Origin of the sequence: Leucobacter weissii (assembly GCF_017565745.1) — a bacterium.
GTDB lineage: Bacteria > Actinomycetota > Actinomycetes > Actinomycetales > Microbacteriaceae > Leucobacter > Leucobacter weissii.
In genome coordinates, this window is the sequence record NZ_JAGDYM010000015.1 from 144,796 (window position 1) to 164,705 (window position 19,910).

At 66.0% G+C, this 19,910-nt stretch carries 14 protein-coding genes and 1 pseudogene; 7 read left to right on the top strand and 8 right to left on the bottom strand.

Going from position 1 to position 19,910, the window contains the following annotated elements:
• Nucleotides 1-75 precede the first annotated feature (75 nt).
• Nucleotides 76-1,539: an MFS transporter gene (locus J4H92_RS13385; RefSeq protein WP_208098682.1), complete on the bottom strand. Its 1,464-nt coding sequence runs from the start codon at nucleotides 1,537-1,539 to the stop codon at nucleotides 76-78.
• Between the two features lie 11 nt (nucleotides 1,540-1,550).
• Nucleotides 1,551-2,165 carry an NADPH-dependent FMN reductase gene (locus J4H92_RS13390; protein ID WP_175986201.1) on the bottom strand — a complete coding sequence of 205 codons (615 nt, stop codon included), beginning with the start codon at nucleotides 2,163-2,165 and terminating at the stop codon, nucleotides 1,551-1,553.
• 105 nt (nucleotides 2,166-2,270) lie between these two features.
• On the opposite strand from J4H92_RS13390, the gene J4H92_RS13395 reads away from it, so the two are divergent.
• Complete coding sequence (locus tag J4H92_RS13395) at nucleotides 2,271-2,939, top strand: TetR/AcrR family transcriptional regulator (RefSeq protein WP_175986200.1); 669 nt, start codon at nucleotides 2,271-2,273, stop codon at nucleotides 2,937-2,939.
• A gap of 166 nt (nucleotides 2,940-3,105) precedes the next feature.
• Nucleotides 3,106-6,561, top strand: a complete 3,456-nt coding sequence (gene mobF / locus J4H92_RS13400) for a MobF family relaxase (RefSeq protein ID WP_243752387.1) — start codon at nucleotides 3,106-3,108, stop codon at nucleotides 6,559-6,561.
• A 51-nt stretch (nucleotides 6,562-6,612) separates the two neighbouring features.
• On the opposite strand, the gene J4H92_RS13405 is transcribed toward mobF (J4H92_RS13400), so the two are convergent.
• Nucleotides 6,613-7,665, bottom strand: coding sequence for a zinc-binding dehydrogenase (locus tag J4H92_RS13405; protein WP_341783108.1), 1,053 nt, complete (start codon nucleotides 7,663-7,665; stop codon nucleotides 6,613-6,615).
• On the opposite strand from J4H92_RS13405, the gene J4H92_RS13410 reads away from it, so the two are divergent.
• Together J4H92_RS13410 and J4H92_RS13415 are read left to right on the top strand one after the other, a co-directional pair.
• Nucleotides 7,664-8,167 (top strand): MarR family winged helix-turn-helix transcriptional regulator, encoded by a 504-nt coding sequence (locus tag J4H92_RS13410; RefSeq protein WP_175986197.1) that lies wholly within the window; start codon nucleotides 7,664-7,666, stop codon nucleotides 8,165-8,167. The genes J4H92_RS13405 and J4H92_RS13410 overlap by 2 nt on opposite strands.
• 158 nt (nucleotides 8,168-8,325) lie before the next feature.
• Nucleotides 8,326-8,943, top strand: a complete 618-nt coding sequence (locus tag J4H92_RS13415; protein WP_175986196.1) for a M23 family metallopeptidase — start codon at nucleotides 8,326-8,328, stop codon at nucleotides 8,941-8,943.
• A 17-nt stretch (nucleotides 8,944-8,960) separates the two neighbouring features.
• On the opposite strand, the pseudogene mobF (J4H92_RS13420) reads toward J4H92_RS13415, so the two are convergent.
• Nucleotides 8,961-10,646, bottom strand: a pseudogene (gene mobF / locus J4H92_RS13420) (MobF family relaxase); the annotation flags it as partial.
• 244 nt (nucleotides 10,647-10,890) lie between these two features.
• Between mobF (J4H92_RS13420) and J4H92_RS15490 the strand changes: the two are divergent.
• The 3 genes from J4H92_RS15490 to J4H92_RS15500 all read left to right on the top strand — a co-directional run bounded on the left by J4H92_RS15490 (nucleotide 10,891) and on the right by J4H92_RS15500 (nucleotide 11,587).
• Complete coding sequence (locus tag J4H92_RS15490) at nucleotides 10,891-11,052, top strand: hypothetical protein (RefSeq protein ID WP_243752364.1); 162 nt, start codon at nucleotides 10,891-10,893, stop codon at nucleotides 11,050-11,052.
• 57 nt (nucleotides 11,053-11,109) lie between these two features.
• Nucleotides 11,110-11,247 carry a DNA cytosine methyltransferase gene (locus J4H92_RS15495; protein ID WP_242497679.1) on the top strand — a complete coding sequence of 46 codons (138 nt, stop codon included), beginning with the start codon at nucleotides 11,110-11,112 and terminating at the stop codon, nucleotides 11,245-11,247.
• Nucleotides 11,248-11,308: 61 nt separating this feature from the next.
• Entirely contained in the window at nucleotides 11,309-11,587 is a 279-nt protein-coding gene (locus J4H92_RS15500) for a hypothetical protein (RefSeq protein ID WP_243752365.1), read from the top strand.
• A gap of 7 nt (nucleotides 11,588-11,594) precedes the next feature.
• Here the strand turns inward: J4H92_RS15500 and J4H92_RS13430 are convergent, their stop codons facing one another.
• The 4 genes from J4H92_RS13430 to J4H92_RS13445 all read right to left on the bottom strand — a co-directional run bounded on the left by J4H92_RS13430 (nucleotide 11,595) and on the right by J4H92_RS13445 (nucleotide 19,680).
• Nucleotides 11,595-13,373, bottom strand: a complete 1,779-nt coding sequence (locus tag J4H92_RS13430) for a DUF262 domain-containing protein (RefSeq protein ID WP_208098686.1) — start codon at nucleotides 13,371-13,373, stop codon at nucleotides 11,595-11,597.
• Between the two features lie 207 nt (nucleotides 13,374-13,580).
• Nucleotides 13,581-15,638, bottom strand: a complete 2,058-nt coding sequence (brxL, locus tag J4H92_RS13435) for a protease Lon-related BREX system protein BrxL (protein ID WP_208098687.1) — start codon at nucleotides 15,636-15,638, stop codon at nucleotides 13,581-13,583.
• Entirely contained in the window at nucleotides 15,635-17,968 is a 2,334-nt protein-coding gene (gene pglZ, locus J4H92_RS13440) for a BREX-1 system phosphatase PglZ type B (RefSeq protein WP_208098688.1), read from the bottom strand. The genes brxL and pglZ overlap by 4 nt, the downstream gene beginning before the upstream one ends.
• Nucleotides 17,965-19,680: a hypothetical protein gene (locus tag J4H92_RS13445; protein WP_208098689.1), complete on the bottom strand. Its 1,716-nt coding sequence runs from the start codon at nucleotides 19,678-19,680 to the stop codon at nucleotides 17,965-17,967. The genes pglZ and J4H92_RS13445 overlap by 4 nt, the downstream gene beginning before the upstream one ends.
• Nucleotides 19,681-19,910 lie beyond the last annotated feature (230 nt).

Genomic DNA, 19,910 nt, shown 5'->3' on the forward strand with positions numbered 1-19,910 from the left:
TGCGGCCTCGAAAGCGGCAGCGTTGTCGAAGCCGCTCGTGTCGAGTCCAGGGCATAGTCAGGCCGATCGTCGCGCTCATCTATGGCGCGGACGGCGTACGAGTGCGTTGGTGGCGATGGCGGCAACGACGCACAGAATCGCAAGTGCGATCAGGACGATTCGCCAAGTGTCGGTGAGTTGCCAGGCCAAGAACTCTGCATCCGCCGTGTTCGGGAGGTTGCCCGTGGCGACCTGTCCTGCGAGTTCTGCGGAGCCGATCTTTCCAGTCAGGATCGTGATGAGCGCTGAACCGAAGAGACCGAGGACAAGAGCGTTGGAGGTGCCGCGGACGGTGTTGAGCATCCCCGCAGCCATCCCGACCTGCTTCTCGCTGACTTCGTTCATCGCCTGGGCGTCGATGATCCCCGACGCCAGACCGACACCCGCACCAAGCAACACCAGGGGCCACGCCAGGTCGAGCGGTGTAGTGGCCGGGTGCAAGGTCGCGAGCAAGGCATTGCCTCCGGCGATTGCGAGCAGCGCGGCAGTGATGACCAGCACCGGCGAGGTGCCCTTGCTGACGAGCCAGCCGCCCACGGCGGGCATGATCATCATCGGCAGGGTCGGCAACATCAGGACCAGCCCGGCGTTCGCGGCAGTCAATCCAACCGGGTCTTGGAGATAACTGGGTAGGAAGTTCAAGACACCACCGAAACCGGCGGACATGGTTATCGCGGCCAGCAGCCACCCCATGAACCCCCGACGGCGCAGCAACGCGAGGTTGAGGATCGGATTGGCGGCGCGACGCTCGATGACCACGAAGGCAGTCAGCAGGAGTGCCACGCAGGCCAACAGGAGGAGGACGGCGGGAGACGTCCAGCCGAGTGAGGAGCCCTGCGTGACGGCAACCATGAGGGCAGCAAGCCCCGCGATGAACGCGGCCGCACCCGCGACGTCGATGCGCGGAGTCGTCTCCGCGCGGGTCTCGTGCATCAACAGAGTTCCGGCGATCAGGATGAGACCGGGCAGGACGAACGCGCCGAACCCGAGTCGCCAGCCCAGCCCATCCACCAGCCAGCCGGAGAGCGACGGGCCGAGGGCGAGGCCGAGACCGGAAATGGTGCCCATCGCCGCGAACGCCCGAGCGCGGGCTGCGCCTGTGAATGTCGCTCCGAGGATGGCCCCGCCACCTGCCATCACGCCTGCTGCTCCGAGCCCGGTCAGCACTCTGGCAGCCAGCAGGACGGCGATGTTTGGGGCGAGCGCGGCACCAACGCATCCGAGGGTGTATGCGATAGCACCGGCGCGGTAGATGCGTCGTCTGCCGATCGCGTCACCGAGAGACCCGGCCACGAGCATGAAGGATGAAGCGGTCAGGAAGTAGGCGGTGACGACCCACTGTGCTGCCGGTCCGCTAGCGTCTAGGTCGGAGCCGATTCGAGGCACAGCAACTCCAGCACCAGACATCGACATCGGAAGCGCGAGGAAGCCCAGCAGCACAACAGTGAGCGTCACTGCACCACGCGGTGTCGCTCGGATGCTGGTTGCGGTGTCGGCCATGATGCCTCGCGTCATCGTTGCGCAAGAGAGGTCGTACCCGCCGGTTGGCGGAGCGTAGCCATTGCGCGAGTCCACTCGATCAGCTCGCCGAGCATCCGCTCCAGTGTCGGCAGATGATGCTCCGCCGGGGCAAAGGTGCCCGGCTCAGTCATGTCAGTGATGGTGAAATCGGTAAAGAGCGCCAACGCGACCTGGCTGCGCACACAGGCGACCTTGACCTCGGCGAGCGTCATACGCAGCTGCTCCACCGCACGAACCCCTCCGTTAAGCCCGTAACTGACGAAGGCCGCGGCCTTGTCATGCCACTCGGCGAAGAGATAGTCGATCGCGTTCTTCAAAGCCGCGGGGATGGCGTGGTTGTATTCGGGCACCACGAAAATGAACCCGTCGAATGAAGCGATGAGGTCGGCCCATCGGCGGGTGTGATCGTTTCGGTAATCACCGATAGCCGCGGGAACCGGCTCATCGAGCAACGGCAGACCCACCTCGGCGAGGTCGACCACGGCGTACTCGACCCCGGCATCCTGCGAGGTGCGGGCGGCGGCCTGCTCATGCACCCATCTGGCGACCTGATCTCCTCGCCTCCCCGGTCGAGTGCTCGCTATCACGATTGCGACTCTGATCATCTGGTTCCCTCCGTCTCGTTCGTGCGCGTCGCGCGCCGACCCGCCCCTCCAAGGTACAACGATCATTGCAGTAAGTACAAGCATCGTTGTAGTAGGGTGAGGGGCATGAGCCGAGGACAGGACAGCGCTGACCCCAAGGAGCGCCCACCGAGGAGCACCCGTGTCGACAAACGGCGTGCGCTTCTCGACGGCGCACTGCTGGTGTTCGCCGAGGACGGATACACCCGTGCGAGCATCGACACCATCGCTCGGAGAGCAGGAGTGTCAACACGGACGATCTACAACCAGTTCGGCGACAAGGCTGCCCTCTTCGAGGCAGTGATCGTTGACAGCGCCAGACGCACCGCAGATGAGCAGATCGCGACCGTACGTCGCTACCTGGGCAAGATCGTGGACATCGAAGACGACCTGATCGAGTTCGGACGTGTGTGGGCGTCTCCCGCACCTGAGCATGCTCCGCACTTCGCGCTGGTGCGACAGATTCATGCAGATGCCGGACACATCGCCGAGACCACACTCCGAGCCTGGCAAGAAGTCGGTCCGCTCCGTGTACGTAAAGAGATCGCCGAACACCTCAGCCGCATCGCCACGGCCGGACACCTGACCGTGACTGACGCTGACCTCGCCGCCGTCCACCTGGTGCAGCTCATCGCCGGAGACATCACCACCCGCACCTACCACGGGGCCATCCCACTCCCCGTAGCGGAACTACACCGGCTCTCCGATGCTGGCGTCCGCGCCTTCCTCCACGGCCACATCTCTGCCCGTCACTAAGCACACAGGAGTTCCTCCTCCGAGACCCCTGCCCTCGCCGCTGAACCTCTCCGGGATCACTGCTTCTCTGTCGCCCCAACGCATCGCCCCCACAGTGATGCACGCATTTTACGGCGGTGCCGTGGTGCACACCTCCCTCATGAGACCACTCATGAGGGAGGCCAGGATGAAGGGCGGCGTGCTCCTGTTCCGCGGCAGCGGTGCTGCCGCGCGCCGGTATGTCGAGGCTGACCGTTCCCGCGCCGACGAGTACTACCTCGGCGCGGACAACGCCGTAGCCGAGTACGCCGTGATCGACTCCACCGGCGAGGTCACCGCCACCCGCTCACTGACCGCTGACGAGTACGAGGGGTGGGTGGACTGGATCAACCCGGAAACGGGTGAGTCGATGGGTGTCCCGCGCAAGCCCGGTGCGGTGCGGAAGGGATCGCCGTTGTTTGCCGAGATGACGATTAACGCCCCCAAGTCCCTGTCGGTCGCCGCCGCCCTGCACCCCGCGGTGTCGGAGGCGCTGGACGCCGCGCAGCGGGACGCAGCGCAGGAGATTCAACGGTTCCTCGGCCAGCATTCGGTCACCCTGGCCGGGCCGCGCGGTGCGCAGGAAGTCCTGCCGGTCGAGCACATGCAGACCGTCGCGATCACCCACAAGACGAGCCGGGCGGGTGATCCGCACCGGCATATCCACTTCCAGATCGGCACGAGGGTGTGGGCGGGCGGGAAGTGGCGGGCGCTGACCACCGCGGCCCTGTTCAAGCAGCAGGGCGCGATCCGCGCTCTCGGCACCGCGGTGATCGCCGCGCACCCCCAGCTCGCCGCCACGCTCGCAGATCACGGGTTGACGCTAGATCCGGTGTCCGGTGAGGTGACCGAGCTGGAGCCGTTCAACGCTGTGATGTCGAAGCGGTCGGCGCAGATCAAGCGGAACCTCAACCGGATGGTGGCCGAGTGGGAGGCGGAGCATCCCAGCGAGACTCCCGGTCCGGCGCTGACGGCGAGGATGCAGGATGCCGCGTGGGCGTTCCAGCGGCCCGGGAAGAAGCCCACCGACCTCAAAGACGAGCAGTGGTGGCGGCAGGAACTCGTAGAGGCCGGATACGACCCCGACAACCTCAACCGTCGTGCCGCGCACCCGGCGGTATCGGTGGATGACCTGACGGTGCAGGAGGTCGCCAGTCGTGCGCTGGATCGCTGCGCCGCTGCCGCATCGTCCTGGACACCCCACACCGTGCAGGAGCACGTCACGAGGATCATCACCGAGGCGAGCGTGCAAGCAACTCCCGTGGAGTTGCGGGAGCTCATCGACCTGGCCACCAACCTCGCCACAGAGGATTGCTTCTCCATCCTGCCGCCAGGCGCGCCGACGCCAAAGCACGTGGCGCACCTGACCAGCCTGAACGTGATCGCTGCCGAGACCGCACTGCGCGATCAACTCACCGCCGCGACGCCGGAGCGGGAGCCGGGACACCCCGACGTGACCCAAGCCACGCAAGCCGCCGGACTCGACGCCGGGCAGGCGGTCGCCGCCGCCGCGGTCGCGTCGACCGACCCGCTGGTGATCGTGGAAGGAGCCGCAGGCAGTGGGAAGACCACGATGCTCCGTACTGCTATCGAGGTTGCAGCCGAGCACGGCCGAGGTGCGCGTGTTGTTGCGCCGACATTGCGGGCCGCGCAGGTCGCCCATGACGAACTCGGCGTGCCCGCCACGAGCGTTGCAGCGCTCGTGCACGCGCACGGGTGGCGATGGAACGACGACGGCGTGTGGACGCGCCTCACGGTAGGCGACCTCGACCCTGTAACCGGCAGCACCTACACCGGCCCGCCGCGCGATGCGGTGCTGCGCCGGGGTGAGCGGGTGATCGTGGACGAGGCCGGGATGCTCGACCAAGACACCGCCCGAGCCCTCTTGACCATCACCGCCGAGGCGGGCGCGACGGTCGCGCTCGTCGGCGACCGCGCCCAGCTCCCCGCGGTTGGACGTGGTGGGGTGCTCGACATGGCCGCGCAGATCAGGGGCCGTACCTACGACATGAGCGAACTGCACCGCTTCGCTGACGCCGAGTACGCCTCGTTGACGCTGGCGATGCGCGACCGGGCCAACCCCGGTGCAGTGTTCGACCGACTCGCCGCGATGAACCTCGTCATCCTGCACACGGACGATGAGCGGGCGCGTGAGCACATCACTATCCATGCTCGGGACAGCGAGTCGATCACCGTCGCCACCAACGACGAAACCACCGGGTTGAACGAGCGCATCCGCGCCGGACGGGTCGAGCGCGGCGAGGTCGACGACACCACCACAGTGACCGGCAGCGATGGGCTGGCTATCGGGGCTGGTGACCTCATCCAGACGCGGAAGAACAGCAGCGACCTGGGGGCGGCGAACCGGCAGCAATGGATCGTCCAGCACGTCACCGACGACGGCACCGTCTACGCCCGCGAGGTCGGCAGCAGCCTCAAGCACCGGGGCACGGTCATGCTCCCGGCCGAGTATGTGAGCAAGCACGCGCATCTGTCCTATGCTGCGACCGCCTACGGCGTCCAAGGCGCAACCGTGGACGCCTCGCACACGCTCCTGTCGGAGGCGACCAGTGCGGCAGGTGTCTACGTCGGCATGACCCGAGGCCGCCAGATCAACCAGCTCCACATCGTCGCCGAAGACCTGACGAACGCGCGGGCGCAGTTCGTAGAGGCGATGGAACGTGACTCCGCTGACCGGGGGCTCGACCACGCCACCGCCCAGGCTGTCGAGGCAGTGCAGGGTCTCGTCGCGGACGGCCCCGTCAGGCTCGTCACCGACGAACTCGCACGCCTCGACCACGAGGTCGAACGCGCGGAACGGGCGGCAGAACGGTGGGAGCGGATCGCCGCACGCCTCGATGCCCAACGCGCCGCGCACCGAGCCGAGGACGACGAGGGCACCGCGGCACTTCGCCAGGCTGAGGACACCGCCGCGCGTGTACGCGTCGAGGTCACCGCGCCGCTCACCGCACGCGCCGAGCAGGACGGTGCGGTCTACCTCGCCGCTATCAAGAACGAGGCGGCCGCGAGTGCTCGCCTCTCCACGGTGGGGAGGTTCGGCAGGCGCAAGGCCCGCACCGAGCACCACGCCGCGACAGAACAAACACACACCGTGACGGCGCAGATACGCTACGCCTGGGGCGAGCCGCCCCGCACCCCCGAATCGCTGCCCGCCTGGGCAACCCAGGCCGCCGCGCGCCGAGCCGAGAGCGACCCCCGCGTGAGTGACGCCGACCGTGCCGTCGAAGCGGCCCGTGCCAAGCGCCTGGCAACACGCCAGCGACACCAGCACGAGCGGAGAGCGTTGTTGGTCCAGGAACTCGGGACCGATCAAGCCCGCCGTGCCCAGTTCGGCATGAGCACGGTCAGCCCACACCGCGACGCCCACGACGCCCGTGCCAGGGCCGCTGCTTCCCGCGCTCAGGCGGAGACACTCCGTAGCCTCCCCACGGGCGACGCCGCCAGCTTGATCGAGGCCACCCGCGCCGAGCAGGAGGAGACGAAGCGCCAAGCGGCATCGCGGGCACGGCGACTCGGTGACCCGTTCGAGCACGAAGCCCGCCGCTCCGATCCGCGACGGGAGGGGCCAACGCGCGGACTGTAAAGCGGTTCGGACGTTACTCCGAACGGGGCCGCGGTACACCGTTCGTCTGGTCTATGTCTCCTGCGTCGTCAGGATCGTCTTCTCGCCCGGAGCCGCTCTTGTGGCCGAAGCCAGGGCATCCGGGTACTGTACGAGCGGCATGATCCGCGGGCGGGGCGGAACGAGTGTGCCGTTGCCGACGGCGGTGAAGAGTTCGGTGAGTGCCTGCCGATAGCGGGCGCGTTGCGTCGCAACGAGGATCGGCACGGAGCAGACGCGTTCGCCCGGCCGCGCGTAACGGCGCAGCGTCGAGGCGGCGAAGCCTGCGGCGGTGCTGATGCGCCCTTGTCCGGGTGCCCCGCCGAATGCCGTGCGCACGACACGACCACCCGCGCGTACGGCTCTGCGCACGGATCGGCTGCCGGTGTGGTCGATGGCTCCGTCGACGCCCCCGGTCGTCGCGTCGAGTATCTGGTCGATCCACGTGGGGTCGTCGTAGTCGTACACCGAGTCGGTGAACCGTTCGGCGTAAGCGTGGGAGCGCGGCGACGCTGTGCCGTAGGCGGTGAGTCCTCGGGCGGCAGCGAGCTGCGCGGCCCAAGCTCCGACTGCGCCGCCAGCGCCTTGCACGAGGATCGTTCCCGAGGCCATCGCCAGCGCGTCGATGGCGAACAGCGCGGTGACCGCATCCAGCGGGATCGTCGCCGCGGTCGCACTGTCGAGGAGGTCGGGCACCGGCACCAGCAGCGACGGTGCGACGCTGATGAGACTTGCGTGGGCGCCCATCCGGGGCAGGATGCCCGCGACACGCTGCCCGACGTGCAGGCCGGAGCGATCCCCCGCAGGCAGGCGTTCGATGACGCCCACGAAGTCGTAGCCGGGGACGAACCCCCGCACGGGCTGGAGCAGATAGTCACCCCTGACGGCCATCGCGTCGGTCACCCCCACCGAGGCATGAGTGACGCGGACGAGAGCACGGCGACCGCTCTGTTTCCGCGCAACCCGCTCTCGGATCGCCGTCGCGTGAGCGAGCCCGAACCGCTCCACGCGGACTGCATCCCGGTCGAGCGTCGAATCGTTTAGGTAACATGTCATGTAGTCAAGAGTAGCGGATATAGATGACATGTCACACGAATCGGATGCGGCTGCGGTGCTCGCGTTCTCGTTCGAGGTCAAGAGCCTCGTCACCGAGTTGAACGCCGCGTTGGCCGCGCTGTTCCGGCCGCTCGGGCTGACCTGCGTGCAGGCCGAAGCACTCATGGCCTTGGACGACCTCGGCCCCGTCACCCTCAAACAGCTCGCCGCGCATCTGGTCGCCGAGTCGGGCCACCCGAGTCGACTCATCTCCCGCCTCGTCGAGAACGGCCTCGTCGTGCGAACCGGCTCCGAAAATGACGGTCGCGCCGTCGTGCTCGAACTCACCGAGGAAGGCGCACGGCTTGCCGCACAGAGCCGCGCAGCACGAGCGCCGCTGCTCACCGACTTCGCCCAGCGTTACGGAACACGGCTCGACACCGCGACGACACTCATCCGCGACCTCCGTCACGACCTGACGAAGCGGGACCCGCTCGACCGCGACGCGCACCGCGGCACTCCACGCAGTGACGGCCCAGGACGCGGGCTCTGATCCCCTCTGGTGCGGCTGACCTTCGGAATCAGAACGACACCGGCTCAGCGGTCGCCGCTACGCCGACGATGGGAGAATGGGCAGTACGCAACGGTGTAAGAGTGCGTCCCGTGCCGTGCCGTGCGTGGGGCTGAAACCAGGCGATGGAAAGGAGCCGCGTGGCTACTTCTATCGATCTGGAGTACCCGTTCACGGGCAGGTGGCTCGTCCAGAACAGCCCCGCCAACCGAGTGCCCAGCCACGGAACGGCGCTGCTGGCCACGTCCTACGCCATCGACTTCGTTCCCGCGGATGACGCCGGACGCACCGCACCCATCACGTTCAGATCGCTCATACGACCCGAACCGGCAGAGAAGTTCCCCGGCTTCGGACGCATGCTCCTGTCACCTGTCGAGGGCATCGTCGTCGCCACGCACGACACCGAACCCGACCACCCCGCATACCGCGGACTACCGTCTCTCGGCTACGCCCTCACCCAGCAGCGCCGAGCCCGAGCAGGGTGGATCGCACTTGCCGGTAACCACGTGCTCATCGAGACCGGTGGTGTCGTGGTCGCCCTCTGCCATCTCCAACAAGACAGCCTGGGAGTCCGGACGGGACAGCGCGTGCAGATAGGCGCCGAACTCGCGGGCTGCGGGAACTCCGGCAACAGCACCGAGCCGCACGTTCACATCCAGGCGATCACCACCCTCGATATCGAGCGCGCCATAGCCGTGCCCCTCACGTTCAGGGGTACCCTCCCGCGCAACGGAAACGTCATCGACATCAGCGAGTAGTAGCGTCAAACCCAACATGTGGTATTGCCCGCCCCAGCAGGACCGACCAGCACGTCAAGCATCCGCCCCGACACCGCGATCCGGGTCAAGGCATCGGCTTGGTCGTCGCCGAGCATTCGACCATCCGCGGCGGGTCTGCGCGTGGTCTTTTCGACCGTCGCGAGCGGCACCGTCGGCCCGGCCAGGTTCGCTGCTCGTTCGAGGAGTCTGTCCTCGGCCGCGAGCTGGGACTCGGAGGTGAACACGGTCGAGCTCTTCGGTCGGAACACGGAACTGCCGTCGGGCCGACGGAGCACGACAGGCGAGGAGGCGAGTTCGGGGGGCGTCAGCCGAACGGAAACGAGCTCGGCAGCATCGGCAACCATCGCGACGATCGCTTCCCGATCGTGCATGGTGGCGAACCGCCAGCCCATCGTCTGCCGGGATGCCTCGGCCATGAGATTCCACCGTCGCCAGGTCGAACGCTTCTCACCGACCACCTCGATGACCGAACGCCCCAGCTCACCGATGACATCGAGCGGCACGTCGTCGGCACGCAGCAGGAGCGGCTTGTCGTTGTCGGTCACCTCGCGCGCCCATGTCGTCGCATCCCGCCCCAACGCTTTCGTGGCGCGCTCCCGCCATTCGGCGGTGAGGTCAGCCAAGGATCGGACCTGCTTCTCGGGGCGGGTCGCGAGTGTGGCTCGGGCTCGGAGTTTCATGATGGCTGCTGGTGCCGGTCGTCGTCCGTGCGCTGCGACGTACTCAGCGATGAGGCGATCGGTCTCGGCGTCGATGTGACGGGCGCGGGTCGAGAACTCTGCGATCAGTTCCTCGGGCACTCCCGTGATCGCCCATGCCGGGTTGTGGTCGCGGCCCATCTCTCGGGCCTCCCACGAGACGCCGAAGGTGCGCGTCATATGGTCGGCGAACACGGCTTCATGTAGCTCGGAGAGCGCCACCACGGCGGCGTGCATCGGCCTGCCGTCGAGCGAACGCCACTTCCCATCGAAGTCGGTCTTGACCTTGTTGCTGATGACCACGTGCGTGTGGAGGTGGGGGTCGCCGGCGCGGGAGTCGAAGTGATCGAACGCGGTCGCGATCAGCCCCGTGACCTCGACCTGTGCAACCGCGCCATCTCCGGCGGTTGCGCCCGTGCGGGTGGCTGCAACCTCGCGCTCCATGAACGCAACCACCTCCGCAACCGCTCGATGATGCGCCTCCCCGATGAGCGCTTGGACCCCGGCGTCCGCGACTGCCCACAGCACGCTCGTGGACTTCGGGATGGAGAAGGTGAAGTCGAAGCCCGCCACAGCACGCCGTGTGCTGCGGGCAGTCTCCTCGGCAACGATCTGCGCGACAGCCTCGCCCTTGGCCCCAGGCGTCAGCGTCTGGCCAAGAGCGGCGATCCGCGCCTCGATCCGCTCGTCCTGGCTCTTGTACGCCGGGAAGCCCAGGCCGAGCTTGTCACCTGTGATCGGATCACATCCCGTGCCCATCAGGAGCTGGAGCTGGTCTTCTGACACTCGGTCGCCCACCTGAATCTCGCCCTTGCCCAGGGCCGCTACGCCAGCGCCGAGCCAGCGACCAGGCGGGGTGCCTTCCTCCATGTAGTAGCGGGTCAGCGGCGTTGAAAGCGGCCGGTTGCCGTCGGCCGCCGCGACGGTCCTGAGCAGGTACTTGTAGCCGTCACCTGCCGACATCACGCGCATCGAAACCGTCATCTCGTCTCCGTTCCTGTCGGGCAGGTGAGCACCCTCACCTGGCGACTTCTGCTGCGGTGACGCCTGGCTCTACCTCGACCTGCAAGAGGCGTGTGACCTCCGAGGGCGGATGGAACGAAGGCCGGAGGTGGAGGAGTCGGGCGGTAGGCGCGTGTGGGTGTCGTGCACCTGACAGGTGGCCAGCTCGGCATCAGTTCTCGGTGAGGCACGGATGCCGGGGGCGACCGTTACCGGAGCAGACTTCATGCGCGACCTCACCGTCAGCGGCGAATCGCGACTCAGGATCGGGTCGCTGTTCAGCGGCCACGGCGGCCTCGACCTCGCCGTCGAGCACGTCTTCACCGCCAACACCGTGTGGTTCTCCGGACTCAACGCGCCCATCGCCCGCGTCTTCTCCCACCACTAGCCAGATGCACCGAACCTCGGCGACATCTCGACCATCGACTGGAGTCAAGTCGAGCCCGTGGATATCCTCATCGGCGGGTTCCCGTGCCAAGACGTTTCGACGGTAGGCAAGCGCGCCGGCCTCGCTCCGGGTACCCGCTCGGGGCTCTTGGCGCACGTGGCCGCAGCCATCGACGCGCTCCAGCCCGAGTGGTGACGGCGCTCACTGAAACTCCCCACTTCAACTCTGAGGAACTTCGCTGAGCGCCGTCAACGCTGTGGTCCCTGATCGACGGACTGTTCAGCGCTGGGGACGCTACGCCGACGCCATCACCCGCTGGGAACACATCACCGGGCGACCCGCGCCCGCACCAGCCCTCCTGAACGTCGCCGACGGCCCCCGCCCAGCACCCGAGTTCGTGGAGTGGCTCATGGGCCTACCGACCGGATGGGTCACCGATACCGACCAGCTGACGCAGAATCAACAGATCACCGCGCTCGGCAACGGAGTGCTACCTCTCCATGCCGTGTCCGCACTGTCGCTGCTCGACGCGTGAACGTGGACTATGAGAGAGGCACGTCCTCCGGCGCTCCCGGTGTGGTTCCCAGAGCGGCGAGCAGGCGGGTCCGGATTCGCTGCTTGCGCTGCTCGAAGAACGACGTGAAGTCGGCCAGGTCGAGAGGGAGGCCGTCGAGGTCGTTCTCGGCGAGGTAGGTGGCTCGCTTGTCCTCGCCCGGGAAGGCGGTGTCGATCCACTCCGCAGGCAGGCTGTCCTGCTTCTCGATGTTGGCGGTCCCGGCGAGCAGCTGGAGGTTCGGCAGGAGGTTCACGGCCGCCAGGTAGTTGTCAATCTTGTCGAGCGGAATCCCGGCGTCGAGGAGCTTCTTCCTGGTGAACCGGGACTTGGGGAAGATGTGGTCTTCGTGGAACTTCTTGCTCAGGTCCAGCCCCGGGTACAGCACGGACAGCACTGAGAACGTCCGCTGACCGGCGTACTTGAGGTTGAGCAACTCGTCGATCTCGGCGTTGTCGAACGCGAGGCTCTTGCCGACGGCCGCCATCGCCTCCTCGACCGCAGCGACCGGGAAGCCATTGGTCGAGTTGGTGCGGAGGACATCGCGGATGCGGGTGAGGAGCGTGTCGAGCCCCGACCCCCAGATGCCACGCTTGACCAGCGAGCGCGTCACCCACCGTTGCAGGGCGAGCCTGTCGGCCGCGTCCGCAGTGGAGTCGAGGTAGGAGTCGCCTGCACCTCGGAGGTGCAGGTAGTGCGCGACCGGGACGATCACGCTGTTCGCGGTGAGGTTGCGCTCGTTGTACCCGAACTGCTGAAGCAACGTAGCGGCACGGAGCAAGGCTCCCTTGATCTGCGGCCACGCGGCCTCCACCCTGGCCATGTTCCCCTGGGTGAAGTTGGTGACCTTGAACCGCACATCCACGTCCGCGATCGTCAGCGCGGTCTTCAGCACCACATCCTTGGAGAACGAGAACTGGCGGCCGGCGTTGCTGTTGATCTCGGAGACCAGCGAGCGGACCTCCTCACGAGCGTCCAGCTCCTGCCACTGGTTCGTTGCCATCGACAGCAGAAGGTCGGAATAGGAGAGCGTGGTGCCGCCGCTGTTGACGCGGACGAAGATTTCGAGCACCTTATCGGCATCCTGATCGGTGACCAGGAAGTAGTTCATCGGCTTGAGAACCCGCACCGCCTCGTACAGGTCGTAGAGCCGCTGGAATGCGTCAGCCGATCCGGCGATGCCCCGTTGCTCCAGCTCCCGCATGATCGCAGGGCCGGCGTTGGCAAGATCGAGGACCGCGCCGACCCGGAACCACTTGTCGGCCTCGCCGTCCGCCGGGGCCGCCTCCCGGTCGGTGAGGAACCGCAGGTCATACTTGGTGCCGAGTTCCTCGTCGTCGGGCTCGTCGACGAGGTTGAGATAGAGGCGCTTGACGGGGAACGCATCCGCGCTGTTCCACCACGCGTACTTCTTCTTCTCCGCGAAGCTGCCGTACAGCGCGATGTTCAGCGAGGTGAGCCGCTGCTGCCCATCGAGCACCGCCGTCGTGCCGCTCCCCGAGGGAACAGTCGCCTTGTCCGCGTAGGGGTTATCGCGCTCGTGGTAGTTCGTCAGAAACTCATAGAACGTGTACGACTGCGCCGTCTCGGGCTTGACGTCCCAGAGCAGGAAGGACCCGACGGGGTACCCACGCATGAGGCTGTCGACGAGCTTGGTGATCTGGTCGGCGCCCCAGACGAACTCGCGCTGGATCGCCGGCATCAGGTACTCGCGCTTGTGGATCGCGGTCAGCATCTCCTCGATGCTGCGCGGGGTCTGGAACGACATACGGTGTGACTTCTCTCAATCAGACTGGCGGATGGTCAGGCTATGGTCTTATCCCCATGGCGACGACAGTGTCGCAAGGGGTCATAGCGACAAAGCTCGTTGCGGGATTCGATGCAGGTCCAGGGCAGAGCGGCGCGAACCCAATGAGCACCGGCCATCAGATCACCCGCTCGTTCGGCCGCATGGAAACTCTGACCGTCTGCTTGTTCATTCGTCGAGCGCTTTCACGAGGGCGTCCTGCGCGTCACTGTAGAAAACGAACGAGACCTTCGTAGCAACCTCGTCGCTGACGTCGAGGAGTTGGCGGCGGGCTGATACCGGGAGCAAGAGGGCCGTCGCTCCCTTCTCCATCGCGTGCTCGGCAAGCTGCGCTGCGTTGAGGATCGTCTCGACGCCACCGCCGAGCGACAGGTTGCCGACGGCGATCAGGCCACCACGGATAGACCGCTGGAGCATCGCCGAGGCCAGGGCGAGGAGGATGGGCAGGCCGAGGCCGGCGCCGGTCTTGGCCGCGTCGAGCGCGCGTATCTGAGCGGTGAGGTTGTGCTCGCGCGGGTCGCGGTCGCCCACGAGTTGTCTCGCCTGGGCAATGAGGTTCTGCTCTGCGACCTTGAAGCTTTCCCGGAGCGCGGCGGGTGCGGCCTGGTTGAGTAGACCGCGTGCGCCAGAGCCGGGCGTGTCCGCCGCCTCGATTCGGTAGAGTCCCGGGCCGACGTCGCCGCCGCCCTCGGAGATCGCCCACACCTGGCCTGGGGGCAGCGGATCGAGCCCGATCGAGTCGGGGCTCGCGAGCTCGGGGGTCGAGACGAACTGCTCGACTCGCTCGCCGAGGCGGTAGCCGAACTGGGTGTTACGGAACTCTGCTGCGCCAATGCGGCGCTGCTGTTCCTTGACGCGGCGCCGGCACTCCAGTGCGATGCGCACCGCCCATTCGAGGTCCTCGTCGGAGATCGCGGCTTCGGCGTCGGGATACAAGAGCTTGAGCAGGCCATCGACCGTCTTGTTGACGGCCGACAGGTCCCGGCCCGACAGTGCATCGGAGTAGTTGACCCGCCCCTGGATCGAGGTGAGGCGAGACTGGTCGCGAAGGCGCGACCAGCACTCGGACAGGAAATCACTCACGAGTCCGAAGTGGTGAGTGAAGTAGGTCGGGTTGAGCTTCGGAACATCCCAGCCGGGCAGGTAGGCGTGGATGCGGTCCATGAACGCCGTGTCGTCACGCATCTCCGGGGGCAGCGGCGAGAGCAGGTGGCCGATCCGCTGCTGGTGGGCGACATCCACGTCGAAGTTCCCGACCAACATGATCGAACCGTCAGCACGGATGGACTCACGGCCCCGGGAGAACTCACCCGACTCCATGTAGCCCTTCATGATATTGACGCCGTCCTTTTGGTCGAAGGAGACGCCGGAGACTTCATCGAAGCAGACGACGTCGTACTGCGCGACGAGGCCGCGTTGCCCAGTGGCGTTGTTGACGAACATCCGGGCAACGGTGGCCTTGCCGCCGGAAATCAGGTGCGCGTAGGGCGACACCTGCTGGAACAGGTGGGACTTGCCGGTGCCACGAGGCCCTAGTTCGACCATGTTGAAGTTCCGCTGGACGAACGGGACCATGCGCAGCAGGAGCACGTCTTGCTCGCGCTCGGTGAGTTGCGCAGGTTCGAAGCCCACTGACCGAAGCAGGAGGTGCTTCCACTGCTCTGTGGTGAACCGTGAGCGGCCTTCGGCCAGACGCGAGAGCGAATCGCGGGTTGAGAGCTGGATGGGGCGGAGCGACCCGATAGCGAAGGGCTTGCCGTTGTTCTCATCAGCGATCGCGGCGTCGTAGAACAGATCAACCTCGGCATAAAAGCCACCGGTCAGCATGCGCTCGTTGTCACGGACAACGTCATCGTCGATGCGCACGTCTCGGAGCCCAAGGCTCGGCAGCTCGGCAACGTAGGCGTTCGACTTCGCATCGAGTCGGGCCTTCACGAGATCAATGAGCTTGACAGTCATGCGCTCACGCGCGCGTGACTTGAAGAGCTCTTCTTCGCCTGCCCGTACAGTGCGGTCAGCGAGCAGTCGTCGTACGACCTGGAGCCCTTCTTCGATCTCCTCCGGGTCGGTTGTGGCGCAGTAGCGTCCGATGAGGAACTCTCCGACATAGGTCGGGACGGGATACGCGCCCTTGAACTGCTGGGCGAGGTCCTTGCGAACGACGTACCCCTCGAAGGCGGATGCTGCGATCGTGTCGATCTCGTCGAGCGTGATTGCCTCGGTCATTCGACGCCTCCTACCGTGGTTTGTGCTTGCGCTAGAACTCCACCGCTCGGGTCGAGTAGTACAACCCAGGCGCTCGCCCCAGCAGGAGCCTGTTCCTCATCGACGAGCACCTTGACCTCGCCCGGCTCGGCGGGCGCCTTCGGGCCGCCGACGGCGCTCGATGCGTCGGCGGGGTGAAGCCGAACTTCGGCGGCCACTTCGGCTTCGGCAGGGCCGTAGTCGATGCGGCAGCGCTGTCCTGTCCATCGAACAGCTTCAATCTGGACGGGCGCAGCGGCCGAGTCGCCGCGGGTCACGGTGACGAAGGGAATCACGCATTCCTGGAGACTCAATCCGCCGTGCTCGTACAGGCAGCCCGCTTCAAATGCGGCAGCTCCGGGTGCGCTGACCATGTCGACAGATGAGTCCCAAGTCCAGGGCAGGATCGGGAAATCCGGGCGCGCCGCGGCGGCTTTCAACCGCGCCACACGCGGTTTGCGGGCAGCATCACCTTCCGTCACCTGTATCGGGAGGGTGACCTTCTGCGCTGCCTGGCCGGGCAAGAGGAACCCGTGATCGGTGACCACGACGACCTTCCGCCACCCTGCGTCAAGCAGCGTACGAACGCGCTCGGCGATGAGGTCGAGGTGGTGGTCGATGAGGTCCGCCATCTGATGCCCGTGCGAGTGGCCCAGCGAGTCGATCATGTTCGTCTGCGTCCACGCTGTTCCGGCCGGGTCGCCGACCTGAGCGGTGTCCCAGTCGAGGAACTGCACCTCCGCCCCAGCGAGGGCCGATCGCAGCACTGCACCCTTCACAGATCGCCCCTGATCGTCGGCCGCGTCGAAGGCCGCGCCGCCAGCCATGCTGACCCTGATCGGCGCCACCGCCGGCTGGCCGGTTGGCGTGACGCTGGGGAAAGCCGCCTGGCGCGGCTCCACAACTACCGCGAGACCCGACAGTCGGCGAGCAACACGGGTGGCCAGGTCGTAGCGCAGTGCATCGACGTAGACCACGCATGTTCCGGCGGCTACGTCGAGGCCCGTCTGGCCGAGGTAGGTGCCAACTGCGGCCTTCTGGAATGCTCGTGCCGACTGATCGACCCACGGGTCGTAGATCGCGCCGAGAGCGTGGGTGACAGCGGCCCTGTCTTGTGCGGTCTTGGCCGTCGCGATCGTCCGCAGTGCGAGGTTGTCAATCACGTGGCCCTCGTGGCTGTACCAGGCAACTTGACTCTGGAGATCTGTTGCTGTCGAAGCGGTCGCTACACGGTTTGCCAGTTCCGCGAGGTGACCGGCGGCCCTCGCAAGGGGCGCCTGACCGAGAGCAGCCCATACGTTGTCTTCGCGCGGCGTGTGCGCGGCAGCGAGCTCTTCAACGCGACCACGCGGGTCGGGATGAGTGCCCAATGCATTGAGTGCCGACCTGAGCGCGTCCTCCTGGTCGCGGTTCCACGAAGGCCACGAGTCAGGGTGTGGGTCGGTGTCTCCAAAGAGCGGCACCACAGAGGGCCGCGCCTGGTCGAGCAAGGCAGGAAGGTTCGGATAACGGCTCGGGTTCTCCGCAAACCGTTGCCAGACAGCTCCCCACTCACCCGTTCGGCCGCCGAGCTTACTGGCTGCAGTGAGAGCGCCGTCCTTGTCGGGGCTGATGCCGTAGACGGACTTGCAGGAGGCGACAAGGGCCTGCCACTGCGCACCTTCGAGCGAAGCCCTCACCTCGTCCGGCGCGTTCATCCATTCGAGGAGGGTGCGAACCGTGTCATCGAGCACGAGGTGGTGCAGGCGAGACGAATCGAGGCGCCCCATACGTTTGAGATCGTCGATGTCCTCGAAGAGGAACTTGTCCAGCACCTGAGCGAGGGCCGCCTTCGTCGCACTGTCACTCGCGATGTCGAGCCCCGCACCCTGCTTCGACGCAAGGAAAGAGTGCGGCGTCCATGGCGTCTGACCGTGGGCGGAAGGCCACCAGTTCGAGCGGATCGCCACCTCGGCCAACGGCGCGAGAGAGTCATCGAGAGCGGCTGCCTCAGCCACGGAACCTCGACTGACACCAGGCAGGTAGATCACCCACGGATTGCGCTCGTCTCGTTCGGCAAGATGAGCTGGGAGTTCCGCGGCCTCGGGCGAGGCAAGAACGGCTCGAAGCCAAAGCGCTGGACCTCGTGCAGCCGCGGGGTCGTACTCTCCGAGCACCAGGATGGGTACTGCCTCTTGGAGGATGCGAATCACCGGCTCCCAGGTGCGCTCAGGATCGGCCCACAGAACAGCTGCTGGGGCAGAGTTCACCCCCGCATTGAAGGCAGCAGCGTCACGGAGGGCTTTCGCGACGATGGCATGGACAAGCGTCATTTGGCGTCCCCCGCCTCGCGTCGGGCGGCACGGCGCTCCTCAAGTGTCGGGTGCAGATCGTTGTGCCGTTCCGACCCGTCGGGATTCGTCCCACGGTCCTTTCGCCAGTGGACGTTCACCTTGGATCGGAGCACGCCGGCGGTCACGAACGGACGGATGTTCAAACGAACCCCGTCATCAACGTCAGGCTCCCACCCGATCGGCTGCTCTGCCAGCTCCTTCCACCGGACATACACGTCGTACGGAGGCGCGCCTTCGAGGATCAGTTGGAGTCTGTGCTGAAGCTCCTCGGCGGCAGCCAGCCGCGCATCGGCGCCGGGACGCTCTGCGCGGGCCTCATGCTTCTGTCGGTCGATCCATGCGCCGAGGACGGTAAATGTGAGCTTCTCAAGGGTCCTCCGGTCAAGGCGGTGATAGTTGACGATTGCCGAGAACCCGTCCTTCCGGCCATCCCAGATGTGCCAGAGGAACGGTCGGTTGGCGAAAACCTTGACATGCTGGGCGAAGAACGTATCACGGAGCCAGTCCTCCAATCGCCCGTTCTTGCTGCCGGCGTCGATCACCAGCTGCCGTTCAAGCGCACCAGACCACTCGCTGCCGTAAGCGGCTCCGAGTAACTCGCGGAGACGCGTTGCCAAGTCGGCTTCGCCGGGCAGCGACATCAACGCAACGATCCCGTCGTTGTCTGCAAAGCTGTCGAACTGATCAGGCTCCTGCATCGGCCACGCGTAGCCAAGCAGTCGCGCGACGGCTACCTGAAGTTGATGCTTGGCAGAGCAGATTCCTCCATCGAAGATCCACTGCGTCGGGTCATCGGACCACGGCACGGGAATCGGTCCGCGCCGATCTGCCACACCCCTCCAACGCTCCTCATCGAACGGCACCTTGACGAGAGTCCGGTTGGTGACGGCGAGCTTCTGGTCGATGTGTCGCACGTCGACCGCATACTCAGGAGAGCTGATGTAGGCCCAGATCGCGGGGAGCAATTCCGGATCTCTGGGGCTAACCACAGCGGCGCTCTTTTCAAACAACCCCCCGTAATACAGAGTTGCGGAAAGCCGGCCCACCTGGCTTACCAGCACTCCTGGCCGACCGTGCGCCGAGCCTCCCGCGAGAATGGCCCAGCCTTCTTTGGCGAGGGCGTGAAGTACGCCTTCGCCTCGCTGCCAATAGACGATGTGCTCCAATCCCGCCCACTCCGTGGTTTGAGAGACCGACGACTGCATCAGCTCCCAATCGGGGGCCGTTCGAGCAACCTCCCAGAACTTGCGGATAAAGCGAGGCGAGTCCTTCGTACCAAGGCCATGGATACCATCGGCGTACTCGCTGAGGCGGCTCCCCTGAGTTTGCTCAACAAGCAAAATTCGTGCGTCTGGATTGCCGCGCTGTGCCATCTGATCGACGGTCAGCATCTCGGTGGTCTTCAGCGCTCCTGCCTGCGCGCCACGCGCGCCCGACACGTCGATGGTCGCTATCTTGCTGGAGACAGTCGGCACCGCTGAAGTAAGCACACAAAGAGCTGGCTGGACGACTTCGCCGCTAATCTCGCGAAACGCGCCTGGGCCCAGGCGCGCGATCAGCTGTAGCGTCGAACTGTCGAGGATCTCGTGCCGAAGTCCCTTGTATTTGGTGAGGGTGAGCCAGTTCTGCGGAGAGACGATCGCCGAGGTCATCGACATCATCGCGCACCGCTGAATGAACACCGTGGCCAAGTCAGCCTTCCCGCTAGGGAAGTGGAAATCAACGAACTCCATCAACTCGTCAGAGAAATATCCTCGACCGAGGTACGGTGGGTTTGTCGCGATGAACGTATAGTGTCGCGCGTCAGACTATGTGGCAGGGCTGTTAGTTGAGTCCTGAACGGAGAGTCCGACATGGGAAGACCACCCCAGATTCCGGTGGAGAAGAAGACAAGGATCGTGCTGAGCGTCCTTGCCGGTGA

What these genes read in the sequence shown, in the direction of transcription:
- J4H92_RS13385 (WP_208098682.1), bottom strand. Translation starts at nt 1,539, where the DNA reads ATGGCCGACACCGCAACCAGCATCCGAGCGACACCGCGTGGTGCAGTG.
- J4H92_RS13405 (WP_341783108.1), bottom strand. Translation starts at nt 7,665, where the DNA reads ATGTCATCTATATCCGCTACTCTTGACTACATGACATGTTACCTAAAC.
- J4H92_RS13430 (WP_208098686.1), bottom strand. Translation starts at nt 13,373, where the DNA reads ATGTCGTTCCAGACCCCGCGCAGCATCGAGGAGATGCTGACCGCGATC.
- pglZ (WP_208098688.1), bottom strand. Translation starts at nt 17,968, where the DNA reads ATGACGCTTGTCCATGCCATCGTCGCGAAAGCCCTCCGTGACGCTGCT.
- mobF (WP_243752387.1), top strand. Translation starts at nt 3,106, where the DNA reads ATGAAGGGCGGCGTGCTCCTGTTCCGCGGCAGCGGTGCTGCCGCGCGC.
- J4H92_RS13395 (WP_175986200.1), top strand. Translation starts at nt 2,271, where the DNA reads ATGAGCCGAGGACAGGACAGCGCTGACCCCAAGGAGCGCCCACCGAGG.
- J4H92_RS15490 (WP_243752364.1), top strand. Translation starts at nt 10,891, where the DNA reads ATGCGCGACCTCACCGTCAGCGGCGAATCGCGACTCAGGATCGGGTCG.
- J4H92_RS13410 (WP_175986197.1), top strand. Translation starts at nt 7,664, where the DNA reads ATGTCACACGAATCGGATGCGGCTGCGGTGCTCGCGTTCTCGTTCGAG.
- brxL (WP_208098687.1), bottom strand. Translation starts at nt 15,638, where the DNA reads ATGACCGAGGCAATCACGCTCGACGAGATCGACACGATCGCAGCATCC.
- J4H92_RS13390 (WP_175986201.1), bottom strand. Translation starts at nt 2,165, where the DNA reads ATGATCAGAGTCGCAATCGTGATAGCGAGCACTCGACCGGGGAGGCGA.